Raw genomic sequence first — 23,861 nt, 5'->3', positions numbered from 1 at the left:
AAGTGGGGATGAACCGCTTCATCGACATCAACCCGGAGAGGTGCATCGGCTGCGGAACATGCCAGTCCGCCTGTGCCGACGCCCACCGGATGCAGGGTCTTCAGGATACGCCGCGCCTGGCGCTCGTGAAGACCGGCGGTATTTCGGCCGCCCTTGCCTGCCACCATTGCGAGGGTGCCCCCTGCGCCGAGGTTTGCCCGGTGAATGCCATCGAGCACGATGGCGATCGCATCCACGTCAAGGAGCAGGAGTGCATCGGGTGCAGGCTGTGCGCCATCGCGTGCCCCTTCGGAGCCATCCATCCCGATGGCACGTCTATCGCCGGTGTCGCAGGCATGTGCGATCCGACGCCTTCGTATCCTAAGTCCCTGAGCAGCCTTCTTACGTGGGCTCCCGGCCAGTACACCTGCGCTGTCAAGTGCGATCTGTGCGCCTTCGATCCGGACGGCCCGCATTGTGTGGCGGCGTGCCCCACCAAGGCGCTGACCGTCATGGGCGGCGCGGCCGATCGCGAGCTCGACGAGGCCAAGCGCCTGCGCTCGATCGAAAACGGTCCGGTCGTCGACGTTACCGCTGTGGCCCAGGGCTTGTCCGAGAAAGCAGAAGGGAGCGTAAAGAATGGATAGCATGACGCTGTTTATCGCATCGCTTGCCGTCTCGTGCATCGGTGCGCTCGCCTCGGTTCTGCTGATCAAGGCCGATAACGCCGCCAAGACCGCCGGCTGCCTTATCGGCGCCGTCGCCGCGGTGCTTTCGTTTGTGGCCGGTATCCAGGCCGTGCTGGGCGATGTCACGTCGGTCGACACCATCGTGTTCTTCCCGTTTGCCCATTTCCAGCTGCTGCTCAATCAGCTGTCCGGCCTGTTCGTGGCGCTCATCTCGGTGCTCGCGTTTGCCGGTTCGATCTACGGTCTCAACTACTTTGATGAGTACCCGGGCAAAAAGGGCCGCGCCGGCTTCTTCTTTAACACCTTCGTGGCGTCCATGATGCTCGTCATCACCGCCGACAACGTGTTTTGGTTCCTGGTCGCCTTTGAGCTCATGTCGCTGACCTCGTACTTCCTGGTCGTGATCGAGGAGAACGAGAACTCCATCCATGGCGGTTGGCTCTACTTTGTGATCGCGCACGTGGGCTTTGTGCTCATCATGGCGAGCTTCCTCACCATGACCAACTTCGCCGGTGGCTCGTTTGCCTTTGCGGATTTCCGCGCCACGCAGTTTAGTCCTGCGGTCGCATCCGTGTGCTTCGTGCTCGCCTTCTTTGGCTTTGGCGCCAAGGCCGGTATCATCCCGCTGCACGGCTGGCTGCCCAAGGCACATCCCGAGGCGCCGTCCAACGTGTCGGCCCTCATGTCCGGCGGCATGATCAAGATCGGTATCTTCGGTATCCTCAAGGTTGGTCTCGACCTGCTCTCCGCCTCGGGCGTTCAGGTTTGGTGGGGCCTTATGGTCATGGTCTTCGGTGCGATCTCGTCGGTCCTCGGCGTGGCCTTCGCCCTGCAGGAGCATGACATCAAGCGCCTGCTGGCCTATCACTCCGTCGAGAACATCGGCATCATTCTGCTCGGCGTCGGTGCCTCCATGGCCGCCATGGCGCTCAACTCGGTCGGAATCGCCGTCCTGGCTCTGATGGCCGCCCTCTACCACACGTTTAACCACGCGATGTTTAAGGGCGAGCTGTTCTTGGGCGCCGGTGCGCTGCTGTACTCCACGGGTACGCGCAATATGGAGAAGATGGGCGGCCTGTTCCGTCGTATGCCGGCAACGGCCATCTGCTTCCTCGTTGGCGCGCTTGCCATCTCGGCCATCCCGCCCTTCAACGGCTTTGTGTCCGAGTGGTTTACCTACCAGTCGCTGTTTAACGCCGCCATGCAGGGCGACAAAGCTGTCATGATCGTGGCCGTGTTCGCTGCCGTCGCGCTCGCCATTACCGGCGCGCTGGCTGTCACGTGCTTCGTCAAGGCCTATGGCGTCTCCTTTGCCTCCGCGCCCCGCTCCGAGGCCGCGGCCGATGCCAAGGAGGTTCCCGCCCCCATGGTGTTTGCGCAGGGCCTGCTCGCGGCCATCTGCGTCGTGCTGGGCATTGGCGCTCCCGTGATCGCGCCCGTGCTGGTCGATGTCGCCGCGTCCGTGCTGCATCCGTACGGTGGCGTGTTTGCCGCCGAGGGCATGGAACTCATGAACCAGTACTCCGGCGCTGCCACCTCCACGCCCGCGATCGCTATTGCGCTTGTGGTGCTCGTCGGCCTTGCCTGCGGTTATCGCAAGCTCAAGACCGTCGGCAAGGTGCAGAAGTCCCAGCCGTGGGCATGCGGCTATGCTCCCAACGAGCATATGCCCGTCGTGGCCACGACCTTTGCCTCCGAGGTGTCCTGGTTTATGCAGCCGCTCTACACGCTGCGCGACCGCTGCACGGCCGTCTGCTGGTCCATCGCGCACTTCTTCCAGAAGCTCACCGGTGTGGCCGAGGCTGTGGAACCCGTACCCGACAAGGTTCTCGTCGATGCCCCGCATAAGGGTGTCGAGAAGCTCGCCGACCTCGCGACTAAGCTCGAGGGTGGCAACTACAGCATCTATATCTGCTACATCGTCGCGGCACTCGTGGTGTTCCTCGTGCTCGCCGTGCAAATGGGTTAAGGAGGGGAGAGCATGAACAACATCGTACTTGCCGTTCTGCAGGGCGTGGTCGTCATGGCCGTCGCACCGTTCTTCTCCGGTCTCGGCCGCGTGATCCGCGCCAAGATGCACAACCGTCGCGGCCCCAGCATCATGCAGGACTACCGCGACCTGGCCAAGCTCTTTGCGCGCCCCGAGTCCCAGAGCGAGGATGCGAGCTTTGCGCTGCGCATCATGCCGCCGCTGTTCTTCGCCGTCGCCTTTATGCTCGCGATGGGTCTGCCGCTCTTTACGGCACAAAGCCCCATCCCGGTCTTTGGTGACGCCATCACCATCATGTACAGCCTGGCGCTCGCCCGCTTCTTCTTCGCCCTCTGCGGTGTGGATTCGTCCAACGCCTACGCCGGTATCGGCGGCGTCCGCGAGCTGCTCATGAGCGTGCTCATCGAGCCGTCCATGCTGCTGGCGCTGTTTGCCGCCGCCCTGGTGTGCGGCTCCACCGACATCGCCACCATGGGTCAGCACATCATGACGGGCGCCGTCGACGCGCCGGTCGCTGTGATTCTCGCCGGCATCGCCTTTGCGATTGCCTGCTACATGGAGCTCGGCAAGCTGCCGTTTGACCAGGCCGAGGCCGAGCAGGAGCTTCAGGAAGGCCCGCTCGCCGAGCTTTCCGGCCCGTCGCTCGCCATGGCCAAGCTTGCCATGTCCATGAAGCAGGTCCTGGTCCTCGCCTGGTTCTGCGCGATCTTCGTCCCCTGGGGCGAGCCCGCGACCGTGGGCGCCGCCGCCGTTCTGGGCGCGGTCATCTTCCTGGTGAAGTGCCTGATCGACTTTGTCGTATGCGGCGTGATCGAGAACTCTTGCTCGCGCTCGCGTTTTAAGGTGCTCGGCAATCAGACCTGGGCTGTCGTGGGCATCGCCGTTCTGGCGTTTGTCTTCGTGGTCGTCGGCGTGTAGGAGAAGGGAGAAACAATGTCATTTGCAGTCAGTCTGTCCCTTCTCGGCTTGGTCGCTATCGCGGCCCCGATGGTGGCCTCGGTGCTCGTCGCCCTGTTCCCCCGTCCGTACGCCAAGTGGTTCAGCGTTTTGGGTGCCGCCGTCTCGACGGCCTGCACCATCGCCCTCGCCGCGAATTTCGCTGGCGCCGGCATGCCCGACACGCAGGTCCCCCTGATCTCGTTTGGGCAGACCCTCGTCATGGGATTCACCTTCGATCGTATGAGCACGCTGCTCGCGCCCGCCTTTGTGGGTATCGGCCTGCTTGTCGTGATCTATTCGATTCCCTATATGAGCGAGAATAACCGTGAGCATCCCGACGCGCCGCGTCGTCGCTTCTACGCGTACCTCGCGACCTTCATCGGCGCCATGGCCGGCCTCGTGTACAGCTCGACCCTTTTGGGCCAGCTCGTGTTCTTTGAGATCACGGGTGCGTGCTCTTGGGGCCTCATTAGCTACTACATGTCGCCTACGGCCAAGAAGGCCGGCATGAAGGCTCTGATCATCACGCATATCGGTGCACTCGGCCTGTATCTGGGTGCCGCCATCGTGTTTGCCCACACCGGCACCTTCGCCATCACCGCGATTGCCGGCCTCGACGCCAAGCTCAAGGCTATCGTCCTTTTGCTCGTGCTGTTTGCGGCCTGGGCCAAGTCCGCACAGGTTCCCATGTACATGTGGCTGCCTTCGGCCATGGAGGCGCCGACGCCTGTTTCGGCCTACCTGCATGGTGCCTCGATGGTTAAGGTCGGCGTGTGCGTGTTCGCGCGTGCACTCGTCTCTGCCGGCGAGATTCCCGAGATCGTGGGTTGGGTTGCCATTATCGACGCCATGGTCACCATGCTCTTTGGCTTCCTTATGTACCTGCCGCAAAAGGACATGAAGCGTCTGCTGGCCTTCTCCACGATCGCCCAGCTCTCCTATGTGTTCTTTGGCCTGGGCCTTTCGGTCTTTGGCAGCCAGCTGGCCTTTGATGGCGCCGTGTGCCACATCTTTAACCACGCTTTCGCCAAGACGCTGTTCTTCCTGATCGCCGGTTCGTTCTCCTTTACGCTCGGCACGCGTATGCTGCCCAAGCTTCGCGGTATCGTGAAGAAGTACCCGATCTCGGGCGTGGGCTTTGGTGTCGCCGCGCTCGCCATTGCCGGCGTGCCGCCCATGAACACGTTCTTCTCGAAGTTCCAGATCATCGCCGGTGGCTTCTCTGTGGGTGCCGGCAACGTTGCGATCCTGGTGCTCGTGTGCATCATGGTCGCCGAGACCGTCGCCACCTTCGCCTGGTTCCTCAAGTGGATGGGCTATTGCCTGCCCGGCGAGCCGAGCGACGAGGTCGCTGCGGGAGCCCCGCTTCCCCGAGCGATGGCGTTCGTGTTCATCGTGCTCATCATCATGGTTATCGTCAGCGGCCCGCTTTCGGCCAGCTGGATCGGTTAGGAGGTAGAACGACATGGGTTATTCGATCGTCAACATCCTTGGCGGCCTTCTGATCGTCACGTCCACCATGGTGGTCGTCTCCAAGAACATCAAGCATGCCATCAACTGGTATGCGGTGCAGTCGCTGGTACTCGTGGGACTGCTCGCTACGCTCGGTGCCACTACCGGTGCGCAAGAGCTGCTTATGTGGGCCGGATCTGCCTTTATCACCAAGGTCGTCCTGGTCCCTTATATCCTCAACCGCGCATACAAGAAGATGGGCGAGCCGAGCGACGCATCGCTCAAGGCCGGCCTTAAGCCCGCGTGGGCCATTTGCATCATCGCCGTGGAGGTCGCGATTTGCTTTGCCGTCGTGACGCAGATCAGCCTGCCCACTGCCGAGGTCGCAACGCCTGCGCTCGCTATTAGCTTCGCTCACTTCTTTGTGGGCCTCACCTGCATCATCTCGCAGCGCAACATCATGAAGCAGATCTTTGGATATTGCCTTATGGAAAACGGCAGCCATGTGACGCTCGCGCTTTTGGCCCCCACCGCTCCCGAGATCATCGAGATCGGTATCGCCACCGACGCCATCTTTGCCGTCATCATCATGTCCATCGTCGTGCGTCGCATTTGGGACGACTCCCACTCGCTCGATGCGCGCGACCTGTCCGAGCTGAGGGGGTAGTCCATGGAAACGTTGATTCTCGCCCTGCTCGCGACTCCTTTGGTGTTCTCGCTGGTCATGGCGTTTTTGCCCAAGAACACGTCCTATAACGTGTTTGCCGGTCTCAACCTGGTCTCCGTCGCAGCCGTCCTGGTGCTGTCGATTGTGACGGCCGGTGACGTCCTTATGAGCGGCGACACCGCGAGCGCTCTTGGCCTGTGGTTCCACCTCGATTCGCTGGGCGCCATCTTTGTGCTGCTCATCGGCTTTATCGGTTTTCTTACCGGGCTGTTCTCGCTGCCCTATGTAAAGGCCGATATCGAGGAGGGCTCCATGCCCGCCGAGCGCGCCAAGCAGTATTTTGCGCTGTTTAGCCTGTTTGTGTTCACCATGCTGCTCGCGTGTCTGTCCAACAACGTGATCCTCACGTGGGCCGCCGTGGAGGCAACCACGCTTTCCACCGTGTTCCTCGTGGGTATCTACAAGAACAAGACGGCCCTCGAGGCTTCTTGGAAGTATGCGATGGTCTGCACCGCCGGCGTGGCCTTTGGCCTGTTCGGTACGCTGCTGATCTACGCCAATGCCGCCGACGTGATTCCCAACGCCCACGAGGCCGCGTTCCTGTCGTGCGTGCTGCCGTATGCCGACCAGTTCGACCCGACGCTCATGCGCCTCGCCTTTGCGTTTATCGTGATCGGCTTTGGCACCAAGGCCGGCCTGTTCCCCATGCACACTTGGCTGCCCGATGCCCACTCCCAGGCCCCGAGCCCTGTCTCGGCCCTGCTCTCGGGCGTGCTGCTTAAGTGCGCCATGCTTGTGATCATGCGCTTCTATGGCTTTACCATCCAGGCCGTGGGCGCCGAGTATCCGCAGCTTTTGCTGCTGATTGTCGGCACGCTGTCCATTTTGGTGGCGGCACTTTCGATGTTCCGCCAGGACGACCTCAAGCGCCGCTTTGCGTACTCGTCTGTGGAGAACGTGGGCGTTATCGCCCTGTGCCTGGGTATCGGTGGCCCGCTGGGTATCGCCGCGGCCCTGCTTCACTGCGTGTTCCACGGCTTTACCAAGACGCTTGCCTTCTGCGTGTCCGGCAACATCCAGCACGCTTTTGGCACGCGTAGCCTGGCCAAGATCCAGGGCGTCGTCGAGGTTGCCCCCGCAACCGCCGCGCTCGCCGTCCTGGCGCTGCTCGGTCTTGGTGCCTTCCCGCCCTTTGGCATGTTTATCTCCGAGTTCCTGACTTTTGTCGCCGGTGTTACCGCCGGTCCCATGTGGCTGGTCGTCGTGGTCGCCCTCGGTCTTACCGTGGCCATCTCCGCGCTCACCCGCATCGCACTCAAGTCGGTATTCGGCCATGCGCCCCAGGGCATGGGCAAGCATGAGGCCCCGGCGCTCATGCTTATCCCCGAAATCATCCTGGCTGTCATGATCTTGTGGTTTGGCATCGCCACTCCGCTGCCCCTCGTGCACGGTGTGGAGACCGCGACCGGCATCGTGCTCGAGCAGAGCACCGAGGAACTTCACGCGACGCCGATGTACCGCGCTGTGTTCGGTACCGAGACCGCTCAGAGCGAGGTGGAGTAACGAATGATTGAAACTGAGAACAAGGTGTATGCCCGTCGCTGCGAGAGCCATGTCGAGGCCCTGCGCCGCGCCGTTCCGGGCTGCATCGAGAAGGTCGAGTGGCAGTGCGAGGACCAGCTGACGATCACCGTCAAGCAGGACAAGCTGCCCGAGGCCGTCCACTACCTGTACTACGAGCGCTACGGCTGGATTCCCGTGATCATCGGCAACGATGAGCGCAGCCTGTGCGGCCGTTACGCCGTGTACTACGTCATCTCCATGGAGGGGGAGGACCCCGGCTGGGTGACCGTCCGCACAGAGGTCGATCCCGCCAAGATGACGTTCCCGTCCGTGACGCCGTTCGTCCCCGCCTGCGTGTGGGGCGAGCGCGAGCTGCGCGATATGTTCGGCCTGATCCCCGAGGGTCTGCCCGATCGTCGCCGCCTGGTGCTGCCCGACGATTGGCCCAGCGGCCTGTATCCGCTGCGCAAGGACTCCATGGACTACCGCTTCCGTCCCGCTCCCGCGAGCGACATGGAAAACTACGAGTTCTTGGCCGACACCAAGGGCAAGGAGACCACGCTCGTCCCCATGGGCCCGCTGCACATTACCTCCGACGAGCCTGGCCACTTCCGCCTGTTCGTCGAGGGCGAGACGATTGTCGACGCCGACTACCGTCTGTTCTACGTGCACCGCGGTATGGAGAAGGTCGCCGAGACGCGCCTGAACTATGACGCCGTGACGTTCCTCGCCGACCGCATCTGCGGCATCTGCGGCTGTGCCCACTCGGTGGCCTATGCCGAGGCCGTCGAGCGCGCCCAGGGTATTCATGTCCCGCCGCGCGCCCAGTACATCCGCGCCATCATGCTCGAGGTCGAGCGCCTGCACTCGCATCTGCTCAACATTGGCCTGGCGTCGCACTACACCGGCTTCGACTCCGGCTTCCAGCAGTTCTTCCGCGTCCGCGAGAAGTCCATGGACCTGGCCGAGAAGCTCTCCGGTCACCGCAAGACCTACGGCCTCAACGTGATCGGCGGCGTGCGTCGCGATATCCTGGCCGAGCAGAAGCTCTCCACGCTCACGACCATCCACCAGCTGCGCTCCGAGGTTCAGGAGCTCGTCGACGTGCTTCTCTCCACGCCCAACTTTATTGAGCGTACGAGTGGCATCGGCATCTTGGACCGTAAGATCGCACGCGACTTCTCGCCGGTCGGCCCGCTCATGCGTGGCTCGGGTTATGCCCGTGACGTGCGCTTTGACCATCCCTTCGACGGCTACGCCGATCCGGATATTCAAAAGATGCATGCCGCCACGGCCGACACCTGCGATGCCTTCGGCCGTACCGCCGTTCGCATCCAGGAGGTCTACGATTCGATCGACATGATCGAGACCATGCTCGAGAACTGCCCGTCGGGCCCCATCCTCACCACGGATTGGGAGTACACCCCGCACAAGTACGCCATCGGCGCCACCGAGGCGCCGCGCGGCGAGGACGTGCACTGGGCCATGCTCGGCAATAACCAGAAGTGCTACCGCTGGCGCGCCAAGGCCGCCACGTACAGCAACTGGCCGGTCCTGCGCTACATGTTCCGCGGCAACACCGTGGGCGATGCGGCGCTGATCGTCGGCTCGCTCGACCCGTGCTACTCCTGCACCGACCGCGTGACGGTGACCGATGTCGCCGCCAAGCGCGACCATGTGCTCGACAAGGAGCAGTTCGAGAACGTCTGGCGCGACAAGTCGCCGCTTGCGGGCGAGGGCACCATGGCCGCTCCGCTCGATGAGGAGGCGCTCTAATATGCTGAAGCTTTGGAAGGTTAACGCCAAGGCCGGCGACGCGACGGTCAAGTACCCGTTTGCGCCGTTCCCCACCAACAAGGACATGCGCGGCAAGCCCGAGCACAATGCCGAGCTCTGCATCGCCTGCGGAGCCTGCGGCGTGGCGTGCCCGGCCGATGCCATTCGCATGGACACCGACCTTGCGGCCGATACCATCACCTGGTCGATCGACTACGGCCGCTGCATCTTCTGCGGCCGTTGCGAGGAAGCCTGCCCCATGGAGGCCATCAAGCTCACCGAGGAGTTTGAGCTGGCCGTCATGAGCAAGGATGACCTCACCAGCAAGAGCGTCTATACGCTCGAGCACTGCTCGCGCTGCGGCAAGCCGTTCGCCCCGCACAAGGAGATCGACTACGCTAAGCGCCTGCTGCAAAAGGCCGGCGGCATGGAGGCCGAGCAGGCCGCCCGTACCGTCGGTATGTGCCAGGAGTGCAAGCGCGAGCTCGACGCCCTGCGCGCCGCCTCGGCCGTAAAGACCGGCAACGCTGCCGGCATGGCTGCCAACGAGACGCTTGCGTCTGGCGAGCCCCAGGGCCCCGGCATGGAGTATCTGGGCGGCCACGGTGTGAACCCGGAGTATATCGACCGCGAGCTCAATCCCGATGCGCCCGAGATTCCCGCCGGACCTGCACCGGTCGAGGGCATCATTATGGATTTTGATACGAAGGAGGAGTAACCATGGCCGAACCCACGCTTTTGCCCGAGCGGCTTCAGTACCGCCCGACCAAGATCGAGCTCGACGAGAGCATCGAGAAGGCCAAGGCGACCCTTCTTAAGAAGATCAAGCGCTCGGTGTACGTCTACCGTGTTGACTGCGGCGGCTGCAACGGCTGCGAGATCGAGATCTTCGGTTCCATCACGCCCGTCTTCGACGTCGAGCGCTTTGGCATCAAGGTCGTGCCCTCGCCCCGTCACGCCGATGTGCTGCTGTACACCGGTGCCGTGACGCGTGCCATGCGCATGCCGGCCCTGCGCGCCTTTGAGGCCGCACCCGATCCCAAGATCGTGGTGTCCTATGGCGCGTGCGGCTGCACCGGCGGCATCTTCTACGACAACTACTGCGTCTGGGGCGGCACGGATAAGATCCTGCCGGTCGACGTCTACATTCCCGGCTGCCCGCCCAGCCCCGCGCAGACCGTCTACGGCTTTGCCATGGCGCTCGGTCTGTTGGACCAAAAGCTCCATGCCGAGACCACGGTGGAGGCTGCCGGCGAGCAGGCCGATATCCTGCATCCCGGCGTGCCGTACAAGCTGCGCGTTGCCATCGAGCGCGAGGCTCGCGCCATGAGCGGCTACCGTTACGGCCGCGACCTGGCCAACGAGTTTATGGATACGCTCGAGGGCGCGCCCAAGGGCGATATCCGCGGTGCCATGGCGCTGCTCATCGATAAGCAGGACGATCCGCGCCGCGTCGAGGTGTACTCGGCGCTGCAGGATCTGGTGCTGGCCGGAGGTCGCTAGATGGAGCTCACGGACCGCTCTGGTTACTTTGCGGGTCCCGGCATGCTCGGCGGCTCTTTTGGCGATGCCTCGCGCGCAAGCGACGAGGCCGCCGAGGGCGTCGCCGACCCCTGCCTGGGCCATGCGCCCGACCAGGTGGTCTTTTACGAGCTCACGCGTAAGTTTGTGGAGACCGAGGAAGACGTTCCCCAGGAGGCCTGCGACGTGCTGTACTACACGCTCGCCGTGGGCCACCACACCGGCGTGCTCGACTGCTTTGAGCCGCGCCTGTCGGTGCCGGTGGATGTGTTCTATACGCTCGTCGACGCACTGCCGGAGGGGGAGGCCAAGACCAAGTTCGAGGCCATCCGCTCCTTTGGTGAGTGCCAGCTCGACAAGGCGGCCGTGCCGTCGCTGCTCGAGGCCTGCGATACGCTGCTCGACGAGCGCGGTTTTCGCGGGTCGGCCAAGGCCGGCATTTCGGTGTTCGACGACGACTTTGGCCTGCATGCCCAGCAGGTCGCGTTTCTGATGAAGTTTCGCGATCTGGTTGAGCGCGTGCGCGATGTGTCGGGCGTGTATCTGACGGGAAGGTTGCAGTAATGGGTCGCGTTGTGGATGGCCGCGTGAACGGCGCCCCGTTTGCGGGTATCGTGCTCACGGCGGGAAGCGTGCTGCGCGCCGACGATGCCGCCGGCCCCGTGCTCTCCAAAAAGATGGAGGACGCGCCCATCGCCGGTTGGTACACCATCGACGGAGGCCAAACGCCCGAGGATGACATCATCGAGGTCAAGCGTGAGCGTCCGCCGCGTTTGGTTTTGGTTGATGCCGCCGACATGGCGCTGCCCGTCGGCGCCATCCGCTTGCTCGACAAACGTGATGTGGCCCGCAAGTCGATGTTCACCACGCATTCGCTTCCCTTGTCGATTCTGATCGAAGAGATTGAGCAATCGTGCGAAGATATCGTCTTCATAGGGATTCAGCCGGGCGACACGGAGTTCTACAACCCCATGTCCCCGGAGGTCTTTGAGGCCGTCGACGCCGTGTACGACGCCGTGGCCGCCAACGACTTTTCCCACTTTGTCCGCTTGGGGCAAGAGCAGTAGGAGCACTTGTTCCATTTTGTTAGGAAAGAAGTGATTGACATGGCAGATTCCAAGGTGGAGTATCCCGCTCCCGATTGCCTGACACCCGCCGCGATCGAGGCCAAGACCGAGGCCGCCGGCGTGACCAAGGCCAACCTGCCGGTCGCAAAGGCCTTTCTGTTGGCAATGTTCGCCGGTGCGTTTATTGCCTTCGGCGGCCTGTTCTTTACCGTGTTCTTGAGCGATAGCACGCTGGGCTGGGGCGCTCAGCGTGTCGTGGGCGGCCTGTGCTTTTGCCTGGGCCTGGTGCTCGTGCTGGTGTGCGGCGCCGAGCTGTTTACCGGTAATTCTCTTATGGTCTGCGCGCTCAAGAGTAAAAAGATCACCTTGGCTCAGATGCTCAAGGCTTGGGTCGTCGTGTGGGTTGGCAATTTTGTCGGTGCTCTGTTCATCGTCTTTTTGGTGTACATGGCCGGCATATATAAACTTAACGGCGAGGCGGTCGCCAACTCCATGGTGAGCGTCGCCGCCGGCAAGGTGACGATCGACTGGGTGACGATCTTCTTCCGCGGCATCCTGTGCAACATCTTTGTGTGCCTGGCCGTGTGGATCGGTACCGCCGGCAAGACCGTGGTCGATAAGGTTGTGGGCATTCTGCTGCCCATCGCCGCCTTTGTGGCCTGCGGTTTTGAGCACTGCGTTGCCAACATGTACTTTTTGCCCATGGGCGCCGTGATGCATGCATGCGGCTATGGCGCCGACGTCGCCGGCGCCGATGCGCTCAACGCTGCGGGCATTGCGTTTAACCTGTCCGCCGCCACGCTGGGCAACATCGTGGGCGGCGCGGTTCTGGTCGCGCTCGGCTACTGGTTTATCTACGCTAAGAAGTCCGAGGCGTAAGGTACCGTCTGTTTGACGTTGGGCCTCCCGCGGGGCGTTGCCGTGCGGGAGGCTTTTTGGGTCTGGGGCTCGTTGCCGGGCTTTTGGCCTGTTGTGTTTGGCTGATGAAAGGGGTAATCGAGATGGCATCTGCTGTGAAGCGTGACGCTCGCGCCGTGGTGACCACATGCGGGGGATGCTATGCCGATTGCGCCTTTGCGGCCCATGTTAAGGATGGGCGTGTGGTGGCCGAGTTGCCGGTGCCGGGACATCCGTGCGCGGCGCGTGCCCTGTGCGCCCGCGGACGGCATCGCCTGGCAATGCCGTTTGACGAGCGCGATCGCATTGTGCATCCCATGCGCCGACGAACTGATGGCTCGGGGTTCGATGTGATTTCGTGGGACGAGGCGTTCGCGCAGATTGCAGCGCGCCTTGGGGGGATTGTCGACGGGCATGGTCCGCGTGCGCTGGGCATGACGCTCGGCGTTCCCTCGTTCGACCGCTACTGGGCGTATCGCTTTATGCGTGCGCTGGGCTCGCCCAACGTGTACGGTGCCGACGGTGCCTGCGAGGTAAGCCGACTTACCGGTTGGGAGCACAGCCTGGGCTACAGCCCCGCCTCCGACCTGGCGCATACCGATTGCATCATGTATTTGGGGCGTTCCATTGTCGATTCGTCGACGATGGAGGCCGTTGACGCGCTCAACGATGCACGCCGGCGCGGGGCGAAGATTATCGTGGTTGACCCCCGGCGCAGTGGCTCGGCCGCACTTGCCGACCGCTGGCTGCGCGTGCGTCCGGGCTGCGACTTGGCGTTGCTGTTGGGTATTGCCCATGTCTTGATTGCCGAGGATCTGTACGACTACGAGTTCGTGACCCGCTATACCACGGGTTTTGACGAGCTGGCGCAGGCGGCCAGCGCTTGGACGCCCGAGTGGGCCGAGTCGATGTGCGACGTGCCGGCCGCAGAGATTGTCGCCACGGCGCGCGATCTGGCTGCTGCCGCGCCTGCCGCCGTGGTGGATGCGGGCTTTCATGGTGGCATCGGTATCGCGTATGCCAATAGCACCCAGACCGCGCGCGCTATCTGCTTGGTCGATGTGCTGCTGGGCTGTATCGGACACGCGGGCGGTGCGCTCAACCCGCCCACGCCGCTTGTGTTGGGCGACCTCGATCCCGCACGCTTTGCGACGCCGCCGGTACCGCGCGGGCCCAAGCTGGGGTCCGAGCGCTATCCACTGGTCGATCCGGTGCGCGGCCTGTGCACGACCATCGGCCAGTCGATTCTTGCCGGAGATTTGCGTGGGCTCATCGTCTATGCCAGTAACCCCGGTGCGGGCTATGGCAATGCACAGGCTTGGTTGGGCATCTTGCAGCAGCTCGACTTGCTCGTGACAATTGATATTCGCTGGTCCGAGACGGCGCGTGCTTCTGACTTCGTGCTGCCCGACGTGACGTATCTGGAGGCCGACCGCGGCGTGGGTACGGTCGTGGGCCGCAACGACGCGCGCGTGTTCTACCGCAACGCCGTGCTGCGCATTTTGCATGACGACACGAGACCGGGGCGGGAGATCTTTGCCGGTCTGGCGCAGGCCTGTGGCGTGGGCGAGTATTTCCAGTTTACGTCTGACGATCTGGCGGCTGCCCAGGTGGCGCCGTTTGGGATCAATCTGGACGAGCTCAAGGAGCGCGGCTGGGCCGACACAGGTGTTGCGTTGCCGTCGCGTACGGGTGAGCCGGCGATTCCCTTGGATGGCGGCAAAATTGCGCTGGCAAGCGACGTATGGGAACGAGCCGGCCTGGGTCGTGTGCCCAACTGGATCGCTCCCATGGTGGAGCCCGGCCCGGGGATGTTTCGCCTCATTAGCGGCAACCGTCCCTTTGAGTCGCATACCTCGCGAAGGCTTGCGGCCCAAGGTGCCGCCGAGGCTGGGTCGGACCTGGATGCCGTGCAGATGAATGCCGATGCTGCTGCGCGCATGGGCATCGCCGACGGCGAGATCGTCGAACTCGTGAGCGATATGGGCCGCGACCGCGTGCGTGTGGAGACGACGCCGTATCTGCATCCTGCGTGCATCTTCACCTCGGCCGCCCCCGGTGGGCGTTCGTTTGGCACCGATGCCGGTGGCGCTCAAGCCTTGGGCGTGGGCCCGCTCGACCATACGCCGTTGCGTTGGGACCCGTTGACGGGTGCCGCGCTCACCCAGGAAAACGCCGTTCGCGTGGAAAAAATCACGGCGCGCGAGGATAATGACGAGTAATTGACTCAGCTGATGTATTCGACTGATCCACGTTTCTTTTGAAAGGCCGCACATGAGCGATAGCCAGAACATGTCCGATGAGGTGCGCGCCCGTCTGCGCGCCATCCCTTCCGTCAACGAGCTGCTTGCCGAGTGGCCGGTGGTGAAGGCGGCGGGGGAGACCTGCGACGCGGTGGTCCATGCTGCCGTGACGGCTGAGCTCGACGAGGAGCGCGCCGCGATTCGTGCCGGTGCTGCTCCGCGTTCCAAGCGCGAGCTGGCCTCGGCCATCGAGTGGCGTGCGCATCGCTCCGCGCTGCCGAGCCTGCGTCCCGCCGTTAACGCCACGGGCGTGGTCATCCATACCAACCTGGGCCGCGCCCCGCTCGCGGAGTCGGCCGCCAAGGCCGTGGCCGAGGTCGCGCGCGGTTACAGCACGCTCGAGTACAGCGTGGATACCTGCTCGCGCGGGTCGCGCAAGGAGCACGCAGCGCAACTGATCCGCTCGCTTACCGGTGCCGAGGATGCGCTGGTCGTTAACAATAACGCGGCCGCCGTGCTGCTGGTGCTTGCCACCCATGCCGCAGGCAAAGAGGTTATCGTCAGCCGCGGCGAGCTTGTCGAGATTGGCGGCAGCTTCCGCATCCCTGACGTCATGGCGGCCTCGGGTGCCAAACTCATCGAGGTAGGCGCCACCAACCGCACGCATCTGGCAGATTATGAGCGCGCCATCACGCCCGATACAGCGATGATCCTCAAGGTCCATCCTTCCAACTATCGCATCGAGGGTTTCCACGAGGAGGTAGGTTCTCGGGAGCTTGCGGCGCTTGCCCACAAGCATGGCCTGCTGTTCTACGAGGACCAGGGGTCGGGCGCACTGTTGCCCGATGACATCCTGGTGCGCGGCGGCGAGGAGCCCACGCCGGCTTCGGTCGCGGCGGGGCTCGATATCGTGTCGTGCTCGGGCGATAAGCTGCTCGGTGCCGCACAAGCGGGCATTATCATGGGCCGTCGCGATCTGGTCCAGGCCTGCGGGTCGCATCCGCTCATGCGTGCCCTGCGCCCGGGCAAGCTCGCGCTGGCGGCGCTCGAGGCCACACTACGCATTTACATGGACGGGGCGGATGTGGCCCATCGCGAGGTACCGGTGCTCAACATGCTCACGCTTCCACAGGCTCATCTGGAGCGTCGCGCACGCAAACTGCGCGAGCTGATGGTGGCAGGCCTCGATAAGGCTGGCTGTCCGTGCGCCGTGCAGGTGGAAATCGTCGAGGAGTCGTCGACTCCCGGCGGCGGCTCGCTGCCTACCGTCGAGCTGCCCACGATGTGCGTGGCCGTCTGCCCGGCCGACGGGCGCCTGTCCGTCGACACGCTCAAGCGTTCACTCGTCCAAGATTTCGACACGCCGGTCGTCACGCGCGCCTCGCACGACCGAGTCCTGTTTGACGTGCGCACGCTCGTGGGCGACCGCGATATCGAGACGGCGGCATCGACGCTCGCCGCGTGCGTTAAGAAGGCGGTTGCACGATGAGTGAGGTTCAGGCGCTGGTGGAGTGTCCCGTTATCGTTGGCACGGCGGGCCACGTCGACCACGGTAAGTCGGCACTGATCGAGGCGTTGACCGGCAAGAATCCCGATCGTCTGGAGGTTGAGCGCCGTCGCGGTATGACCGTGGAGCTGGGCTTTGGCGAGCTGGCGCTGCCGAGTGGCAAGATCGTTGGCCTGGTCGACGTGCCGGGCCACGCGCATTACTTGCGCGCCATGGTGCAGGGTGCCACGGGTATCGACGTGGCCGTGCTGGTGGTTTCGGCCGTCGAGGGCGTGATGCCGCAGACCCGCGAGCACGTGCATGTGCTGGAGCTGCTGGGCGTTACGCATATGGTGGTCGCGCTGACGATGTGCGACCTGGCCGACGCCGAGATGACCGAGCTTGCCGCTCTCGATGTCGATGACTTTTTGTCGGGTACTGTGTTTGCGGGCGCGCCGATGGTGCCGGTGTCGTCCAAGACCGGCGCGGGGATCGATGACCTGCTGGCTGCGCTCGACGAGCAGGTTGCCGCTTGCTGGGATGCCTGCCGTGCCCGTGGCGAGCTCACCGATGCCGCACCGCGTCTGCCCATCGACCGCTGCTTTACGATCAAGGGCGCCGGTACCGTGGTGACGGGAACGTTGCACGATGCGCCCGTCGCGGTGGGGGATGAGCTCGTCGCGCTGCCGTCGCGTACGGTCTGTCGCGTGCGCGGGATTCAGGTGCATGGCGATACGCCGCGAGCACTGCCCGGACAGCGTGTGGCGCTCAACCTGGTGGGCGATGGCGTCGCCGCGCTCGATCGCGGTGAGATGCTCGGCGTGGCGGGCCGCTTTGGCCAGACGATGCGCTTTATGATGACGTTTACGTATTTAGGTCGCGAGGGAGCCAAGCCGCGCGTGCTCGAGTCGGGTGCGCGTGTGCACGTGATGGCGGGTACGGCCGAGGTCGTCGGTCGCATCATGTTCATGGAGGGCGAGGCCCCCATGGCGGTGGGCGAGACCCGTATTGTTCAGGTACGCTTGGAAAACTCGCTGCCGCTGCGAGCCGGAGACCATGCCGTGGTGCTGTCCTATTCACCCGTGATGCTTATTGGCGGCGGGCGTGTGCTGCTTTCGCGCTGCCGTCGCTCGCGCGAGCTTTCCGAAGGGGAGCGTTCGCTGTATGCGGCGCTCGAGTCCGGCGATATCGCGGGCGGTGTGGGCGCTTGGCTGGCGCTGCAGACGCTGCCGGTTACGGCGGTTGATGCTGCCGAGGCTTTGGACCTTGGTGTCGATGAGGTCGATGCCGCACTGCGTGGGTTGGTGGCGCAGGGCTCCGTTCGCAAGCTTGCCGCGGGTGACGCGGACCTCTTGGCGGACGCTGCGGTGCTCGACGCCGCGATGGATGCACTGGCGGCGACCCTGTCAGCCATGCACGCGGCGGCTCCCAAGGAGACGGGCTTTACGCCCGGCGCCGTTGCCCATGCTGCGTGGCCTGCCGCTGATGAAGGCGTTGCCGCGGCTCTGATTTCCGAGGGCTGTTCGCGCGGCGTGTGCGCCGCCGAGGGCGCCGAGGTATTCGATCCGCATTCGGCCGCCGCGGCGGCACGCGTGGTGCGAGAGGCTTGCGAGCGGATCGTTTCCTTGCTGGACGAAGCCGGCCTCGATGCACCGACGTTGCCCGAGGTGGGCGAGCGGTTGCAGCTCGATCGCGACACCATGACGCGTGCCCTGCGCGAGCTTTCGCTCAACCGCTCTATCGTAAAGGTCGAGCGCGATGTGGCCCTGTCTGCAGCTGCTGAGGCCTGCGCGCGTGAGCTCGTCGCCTCTGCCATTGCCGACGCCGGTGGCGCTGCTACCACGAGCGTGCTGCGCGAGGCGCTGGGCGTGTCGCGCAAGCGTGCCATCAGCATCTTGGAACACCTGGATGCCGTGCGCTTCACGGTGCTCGACAAAGAAGCCGGCGGCCTGCGCTCCCTGCGCTAGGCCACCCTTATCAGTTGCGGTGAAATAGTTCCTGTTTTTGGGGTCTTGCAGCCTAAACAAGAACTATTCCACCGCAACTTCTTGCTCGTCTTTTTGGGATGGGGCCTGTTTGGTTTGGTAAAATACCGGCGCACTTGGGAACGGATGGGCTCCGGTGGGCTCCGCGGTCCTCAAAACCGTTGCGAGGCGTGCAAAACGTCTTGGATGTGTTCGATTCACATACGTTCCCGCCATACGCTACCAGCGCTTTTGTGCTCGCGGTCTTGCTGCGTGCCGCAAAGGCGCTGTTTTGTTTTTGCACGAGCTTTTCGTAGCGCTGCTATTTCGGTGGCTGTATTTAGCTTCGTGCACCGGGTTTCGAGCATGCCGATGGAGGTGTTTTGCCGTATGACTACCGTAAGACGTGCCGATCTTTCTTGTGTCGTCCAAGCGGGTGGGCTGTCCTCGCGCATGGGCTGTGATAAGGCTCGCATGGCGTTTTGCGGCGAGCCGCTCATCGAACGCGTGCTGGGTCGGCTGGCGCCAGTTGCCGGCGAGTTGGTCGTGACGACTTCGCGTCCCAGCGAGCTTTCCTACCTTGAGGAGCGCGCGTTTGGCGGCCTGGTGCCGCGAATAGTGTCGGACCTTGAGGGGCCGGCGGGCGCCATGCGCGGCATCGCGAGTTCGCTGACTGTGGCCCGGCTGCCTCTCGTGGCGATCGTTGCCTGCGATATGCCGTTTGTCTCGCCGGAACTCATCGGCGCGCTTGCCGATCGTGTTGAGGCCGAGGCGTTCGACGTGTGCGTGCCGCGCGAGAAGCGGGGGATTGAGCCGCTGTGCGCCGTGTGGCGCCGCCAGGCTTGCGCGCCGGTTGCCCGTGAGTTGCTCGACCAGGACCGCCAACGCATCCGCTGTTTGATCGACCAGGTCCATGCCGGCTATCTGAATGAGCCCCAGATTGTCGAGGTTGCCGGTTCCACGCTCTGCTTCGAAAACGTCAATACACCCGAGGAGTTTGCGGCAGCCGAGCTGCTCGCCTAGACGATGGGAGATGCCATGCCTCACGATACCTGCCCCGATACCGGGGAACCTTGCACTTGCGATGGGTCCGAGCCTTGTACTTGCGGCTGCGGTGGCTGTGGACATACGGCCGAAGAAGAGGCAGCGGCGGCTGCGTATCGCGAGTCGCACCGCGAGGCCTCGTTTGGCGATGCCTCTGATCACGAGCGCAAGATTATCGTGTCGTTTGACAGCACCTTCGATGTGATGGAATGCGAACAGCTGTGTCTTGCCGCCGGTGTGTCCGGGCGCATCATGCCGCTGCCCGGCTCCATTACCGCCGGCTGTGGACTTTGCTGGGTCATGCCGTTCTCCGGCGATGCCCTCGCCGCCTTCTGTGCCGCGACCGAAGGCCGTATAACCCCCGCCGACTACCATCAACTCGTCCTCTAACCACCAACACCTCCACAAAGGTGCCTGTCCCCAATGTGGTGGTTTGGAACATGTGGACGAAACAGCTTCGAAACACGCGATTTGTACCTCGAGCGCTCAAAAACGCTTCTACCTGCATCGTAATCAAAACGAAACATCTGCTTGTCGGCTTATGCGAAACTTTGCTGCAACAGTGCGATATTATCCATACTCGATAAAGCTCGCGGCGCATGGGGCGCCGCGAACGACACCTTTCTTTTCCATCAATTGGAGGAAGCATGAGCTACACGCAGAAAGTTCTCGAAGAGCTCAAGGCCCGCTATCCCGAGCAGCCTGAGTTCATCCAGGCCGCGACTGAGATTCTCGGCACCATCCAGCCGGCGCTCGACGCCCACCCCGAGTACGAGGAGGCCGCCCTGCTGGAGCGCCTCGTCGAGCCCGAGCGCATCGTCATGTTCCGTGTCCCCTGGGTCGACGACCAGGGCAAGGTCCAGGTCAACCGCGGCTACCGCGTCGAGTTCAACTCTGCCATTGGACCCTACAAGGGCGGCCTGCGCTTTAACCCGACGGTCACCCTGGGCATGCTCAAGTTCCTGGGCCTGGAGCAGATCCTCAAGAACAGCCTGACCACCCTTCCCATGGGCGGCGGCAAGGGCGGCTCCGACTTTGACCCCAAGGGTAAGTCCAACAACGAGATCATGCACTTCTGCCAGTCCTTCATGACCGAGCTCTATCGCCACATCGGCCCCAACACCGACGTTCCCGCCGGCGACCTGGGCGTTGGCGGCCGCGAGGTTGCCTACCTGTTCGGTCAGTACAAGCGCCTGACCAACGAGTGGACCGGCGTCCTCACCGGCAAGGGCCTCTCCTTTGGCGGCTCGCTCGCCCGTACCGAGGCCACCGGTTACGGTCTGGCCTACTTTGTGGACGAGTACCTCAAGAGCCGCGGCGACTCCTTCGAGGGCAAGAACGTCGTCGTTCACGGCTCCGGCAACGTCGCTATCTACGCGGTCCAGAAGGTCACTCAGCTCGGCGGCAAGGTGCTCGCCTGCTCCGATACCCACGGCTGGGTCGAGGATCCCGACGGCATCGACTACACCGTGCTCGAGCTCATCTACAACAAGAAGCGCTCTGGCCACGACAAGGGCGTTACGCTCGCTATGTACGTTGACGAGAGGCCCAGCGCCGTGTGGCACGAGGGCGACGGCCGCGGCGTGTGGCAGCTGCCCTGCGACATCGCGCTGCCCTGCGCTCGCGAGAACACGCTGCTGCTCGAGGACGCCCAGGCGCTCGTCGCCAACGGCTGCACGGTGGTCGGCGAGGGCGCGAACATGCCTACGACCATCGAGGCCACGACCTACTTCCAGGAGAACGGCGTCGCCTTTATGCCCGGCAAGGCTGCCAACGCCGGCGGCGTACTCGTATCCGGCCTGGAGATGAGCCAGAATGCCGAGCACCTGTCCTGGACCTTCGAGGAGGTCGACGGCAAGCTCGAGCAGCTCATGCGCGGCATGTTCCACAACGTGGACGACACCGCCAAGGAGTATGGCCAGGAGGGCAACTTTGTCATGGGCGCCAACATCGCCGGCTTCCTGAAGGTCGCCGATGCCATGCTCGCCCAGGGTGTCTGCTAATCCCTGCCTGACATAGCATGTGATGAGGCTCTCGGCTCAACGCCGGGAGCCTTTTTTGATCCAAAGGGGACGGAGGAAAACGGATCATTTTGTCTCGGCATGAGTTGCGGCCCCTCGTTTGGTACACTTAAAAGTACTGGACAAGTGGAGAGATGGGGGAGAACGTGCTCAAGTTCGGTTCCTACGTCCGTGTTGGAAACGCGGCCGAAGCCTATGAGCTCTTACAGAAGAACCGCAACAACAAGATTGTGGGCGGCGGCATCTGGATGCGCCTGGGTTCGCGTCGTGTGGCGACGGCGATTGACCTTTCGGCCTGCGGACTCGATCAGATCGAGGAGACCGAGACCGAGTTTCGCATCGGTGCCATGTGCACCCTGCGCCAGCTCGAGCGCCATGCCGAGCTCAACGCGCTTGTCAACAATGTTTTTGAGTTTGCCGTCCATGACATCGTGGGTGTGCAGCTGCGCAACACCGCCACGGTAGGCGGCAGCATCTACGGCCGTTTTGGTTTCTCGGACGTGCTCTCGGCCTTCCTGGCGCTCGATTCGTATGTTGAGCTGACGGGTGCCGGCCGCGTGCCGCTCGCGGAGTTCGTGCGGATGGGCTACGTTCGCGACGTGATCGAGCACGTCGTGGTCGTTAAGCACGACTACCGCGCGAGCTATGAGGCCGTGCGCAAGGCCGCGACCGACTTCCCCTCGCTTAATGTCACTGCTGCTTGGTGGGACAACTCCTGGCACGTCACCGTGGGTGCCCGTCCGCTGCGCTCGACCCTGCTGCAGGGCGAGGCATGCGGCCTGGTGAACGAGCAGCCTTCCGAGGACGAGCTGCGCGCCCTAGCCGCATCCGTGCGTGCCCTGAGCTACGGCACCAACCTGTGGGGCTCGGCCGACTACCGCCGCTGCATCTCGGCCCCGCTTGCCGTGCAGGCCGTGCGCCGCGCCGCCGGCATTGAGCTTTCGGCCGCGCTTGCCCGCGAGCTCGAGACCGTGCAAGTGCCTAAGTTTGCCACGGACGAGTATTCCTGCCGCCGCGTGCCCGGCGTCGATTCTAGCGAGGTGCGCTAATGGCTGCCAAACTCATCGATCTTTCCTTTACGCTCAACGGCCGTAAGGTCAAGGTTCAGATTGCCCCCGACACCATGCTCTTCGCGCTGCTGCGCGAGCAGGGTTGCGCGTCGGTGCGCTGTGCCTGCGAAACCACCAACTGCGGCCTGTGCACGGTGTGGCTCGACGGCGACCCGGTGCTGAGCTGCTCGGTTCCCGCCGCCCGTGTTGAGGGACACACCATCACCACGCTTGAGGGCCTTAAGGTCGAGTCCGAGGCTCTCGCCCGTGCGATGGCTGCCGAAGGCGCTGAGCAGTGCGGTTTTTGCGCCCCCGGCCTCATCATGAACGTGCTGGCGCTCGCCCGCGCCGCCAAGGAGGATCCGAGCCTCGTCGCAACGCGCGAGGAGCTCTCGCGCCAGCTCGCCGGCAACCTGTGCCGTTGCAGCGGCTACGAGAGCCAGCTGCGCGCCATCGTCCGCTTCCTCAACGAGTCCGGCGTGCAGGTGGGCTTTGAGATGCCCGAGCTGCCGGTCAACGACACCAGCTGCGACGGCGTCTCGTACAAGCAAATCACCCACAAGCAGCCCAAGAAGGATTCGAAGGCTCTGCTCGAGGGCCGTCCCGTCTACACGGGCGATATGGTGCCCGCCGGCGCGCTCATCGTCAAACTCAAGCGCAGCCCCTATGCCCGCGCCAAGATCCGCTCCATCGACACGTCTCGCGCCCTTAAGGTGCCGGGCGTCGTGGGCGTCTACACCTACGAGGACGTGCCCAAGCGCCGCTTTACCATCGCCGGCCAGAGCTATCCGCAGCCGAGTCCCTACGACCGCCTGATTCTCGAGAACCTCGTCCGTTACCAAAACGAGGAAGTGGCGATCGTCGCCGCCGAGACCGAGGAGGCTGCCGACAAGGCGCTCAAACTCATTAAGGTCGACTATGAGGTGCTCGAGCCGCTGCTCGACTTTACCCAGGCACTCGATAACGACATCGTTGTCCACCCCGAGGGCGACGTGACCTTTATGTTCCCGCAGGGCGGCGACGTTGCTCGTAACCTGGTGTGCAGCGGTACCAGCGATTTTGGCGACTTGGACGAGGCCTTCGCCCAGAGCGACATCGTCTTTGAGCGCACCTACACCAGCCAGGCCACGCAGACTGCGCCCATGGAGACCTTCCGCGCCTTCGCGACGACCGACGCGTTCGGGCGCATCTCGGTGACCACCTCGACGCAGGTGCCCTTCCACGTGCGTCGCATGGTCGCGCAGTCGCTCGACATTCCGCAGTCGCAGGTGCAGGTCATTAAGCCGCGCATCGGCGGCGGCTTTGGCTCCAAGCAGACGGGCTGCTGCGAGATCTTCGTGGCGTTCGTGACCCAGCAGACTGGCCGTCCGAGCTACTGCTGCTACACCCGCGAGGAGACCATCACCGCGGGCAATTCGCGCCACCAGATGCAGATGACCGTTAAGCTGGGCGCCATGAACGACGGCACCATCACGGCCATCGATCTGCATACGTTGTCCAACGCCGGTGCGTAT

At 63.6% G+C, this 23,861-nt stretch carries 20 protein-coding genes and 1 tRNA gene; all 21 read left to right on the top strand.

All coding sequences use genetic code 11. From position 1 onward, the window contains the following. The first annotated feature begins 8 nt into the window (after positions 1-8). Positions 9-626 carry a 4Fe-4S dicluster domain-containing protein gene (locus ABHR76_RS04390; RefSeq protein ID WP_215673408.1) on the top strand — a complete coding sequence of 206 codons (618 nt, stop codon included), beginning with the start codon at positions 9-11 and terminating at the stop codon, positions 624-626. Further along, entirely contained in the window at positions 619-2,637 is a 2,019-nt protein-coding gene (hyfB, locus tag ABHR76_RS04385) for a hydrogenase 4 subunit B (protein WP_346976910.1), read from the top strand. The genes ABHR76_RS04390 and hyfB overlap by 8 nt, the downstream gene beginning before the upstream one ends. A 12-nt stretch (positions 2,638-2,649) precedes the next feature. Continuing rightward, positions 2,650-3,576 (top strand): respiratory chain complex I subunit 1 family protein, encoded by a 927-nt coding sequence (locus tag ABHR76_RS04380; protein ID WP_346976909.1) that lies wholly within the window; start codon positions 2,650-2,652, stop codon positions 3,574-3,576. 15 nt (positions 3,577-3,591) lie between these two features. After that, complete coding sequence (locus ABHR76_RS04375; protein WP_346976908.1) at positions 3,592-5,049, top strand: hydrogenase 4 subunit D; 1,458 nt, start codon at positions 3,592-3,594, stop codon at positions 5,047-5,049. A gap of 13 nt (positions 5,050-5,062) precedes the next feature. Then, the gene (gene hyfE / locus ABHR76_RS04370) at positions 5,063-5,716 is read left to right on the top strand and encodes a hydrogenase 4 membrane subunit (protein ID WP_022095199.1); all 654 of its coding nucleotides are present in this window, start codon (positions 5,063-5,065) and stop codon (positions 5,714-5,716) included. A gap of 3 nt (positions 5,717-5,719) precedes the next feature. Beyond that, a complete protein-coding gene (locus ABHR76_RS04365; protein WP_346976907.1) occupies positions 5,720-7,279 on the top strand; it encodes a hydrogenase 4 subunit F in 1,560 nt (519 codons plus the stop codon). Between the two features lie 3 nt (positions 7,280-7,282). Further along, a complete protein-coding gene (locus tag ABHR76_RS04360) occupies positions 7,283-9,055 on the top strand; it encodes a hydrogenase large subunit (protein WP_118259006.1) in 1,773 nt (590 codons plus the stop codon). A 1-nt stretch (position 9,056) separates the two neighbouring features. Beyond that, positions 9,057-9,773 carry a formate hydrogenlyase complex iron-sulfur subunit gene (locus ABHR76_RS04355; protein ID WP_124786290.1) on the top strand — a complete coding sequence of 239 codons (717 nt, stop codon included), beginning with the start codon at positions 9,057-9,059 and terminating at the stop codon, positions 9,771-9,773. A gap of 2 nt (positions 9,774-9,775) precedes the next feature. After that, positions 9,776-10,558 (top strand): NADH-quinone oxidoreductase subunit B family protein, encoded by a 783-nt coding sequence (locus ABHR76_RS04350; protein WP_006234107.1) that lies wholly within the window; start codon positions 9,776-9,778, stop codon positions 10,556-10,558. Continuing rightward, a complete protein-coding gene (locus ABHR76_RS04345; RefSeq protein WP_346976906.1) occupies positions 10,559-11,140 on the top strand; it encodes a formate hydrogenlyase maturation HycH family protein in 582 nt (193 codons plus the stop codon). Then, entirely contained in the window at positions 11,140-11,643 is a 504-nt protein-coding gene (hycI, locus tag ABHR76_RS04340) for a hydrogenase maturation peptidase HycI (protein ID WP_346976905.1), read from the top strand. The genes ABHR76_RS04345 and hycI overlap by 1 nt, the downstream gene beginning before the upstream one ends. Positions 11,644-11,682: 39 nt before the next feature. Next, positions 11,683-12,522 carry a formate/nitrite transporter family protein gene (locus ABHR76_RS04335; protein WP_346976904.1) on the top strand — a complete coding sequence of 280 codons (840 nt, stop codon included), beginning with the start codon at positions 11,683-11,685 and terminating at the stop codon, positions 12,520-12,522. A 122-nt stretch (positions 12,523-12,644) separates the two neighbouring features. Then, the gene (locus ABHR76_RS04330) at positions 12,645-14,762 is read left to right on the top strand and encodes a molybdopterin-containing oxidoreductase family protein (protein ID WP_346976903.1); all 2,118 of its coding nucleotides are present in this window, start codon (positions 12,645-12,647) and stop codon (positions 14,760-14,762) included. 52 nt (positions 14,763-14,814) lie between these two features. Further along, positions 14,815-16,272, top strand: a complete 1,458-nt coding sequence (gene selA, locus ABHR76_RS04325) for an L-seryl-tRNA(Sec) selenium transferase (RefSeq protein WP_346976902.1) — start codon at positions 14,815-14,817, stop codon at positions 16,270-16,272. Further along, entirely contained in the window at positions 16,269-18,236 is a 1,968-nt protein-coding gene (gene selB, locus ABHR76_RS04320) for a selenocysteine-specific translation elongation factor (protein WP_346976901.1), read from the top strand. Before selA ends, selB begins: the two co-directional genes overlap by 4 nt. Before the next feature lie 136 nt (positions 18,237-18,372). After that, positions 18,373-18,469 (top strand) — tRNA-Sec (locus tag ABHR76_RS04315). Between the two features lie 154 nt (positions 18,470-18,623). Next, positions 18,624-19,256: a molybdenum cofactor guanylyltransferase gene (gene mobA, locus ABHR76_RS04310; RefSeq protein ID WP_346976900.1), complete on the top strand. Its 633-nt coding sequence runs from the start codon at positions 18,624-18,626 to the stop codon at positions 19,254-19,256. A gap of 15 nt (positions 19,257-19,271) precedes the next feature. After that, entirely contained in the window at positions 19,272-19,667 is a 396-nt protein-coding gene (locus tag ABHR76_RS04305) for a putative Se/S carrier protein (protein WP_346976899.1), read from the top strand. 257 nt (positions 19,668-19,924) lie between these two features. Next, positions 19,925-21,280, top strand: a complete 1,356-nt coding sequence (gdhA, locus tag ABHR76_RS04300) for an NADP-specific glutamate dehydrogenase (RefSeq protein ID WP_346976898.1) — start codon at positions 19,925-19,927, stop codon at positions 21,278-21,280. A 164-nt stretch (positions 21,281-21,444) separates the two neighbouring features. Continuing rightward, positions 21,445-22,347: an FAD binding domain-containing protein gene (locus tag ABHR76_RS04295; RefSeq protein WP_346976897.1), complete on the top strand. Its 903-nt coding sequence runs from the start codon at positions 21,445-21,447 to the stop codon at positions 22,345-22,347. Then, positions 22,347-23,861 (top strand): molybdopterin-dependent oxidoreductase (locus tag ABHR76_RS04290; protein WP_346976896.1); only part of this gene is annotated, 1,515 nt, incomplete at its 3' end. The genes ABHR76_RS04295 and ABHR76_RS04290, both read left to right, overlap by 1 nt.

The organism is Collinsella aerofaciens, assembly GCF_039752985.1.
Classification (GTDB): Bacteria; Actinomycetota; Coriobacteriia; order Coriobacteriales; family Coriobacteriaceae; genus Collinsella; species Collinsella aerofaciens_BT.
The sequence above is the reverse complement of the archived record's forward strand: the minus strand, read 5'-3'. Positions and strand labels throughout refer to the sequence as shown.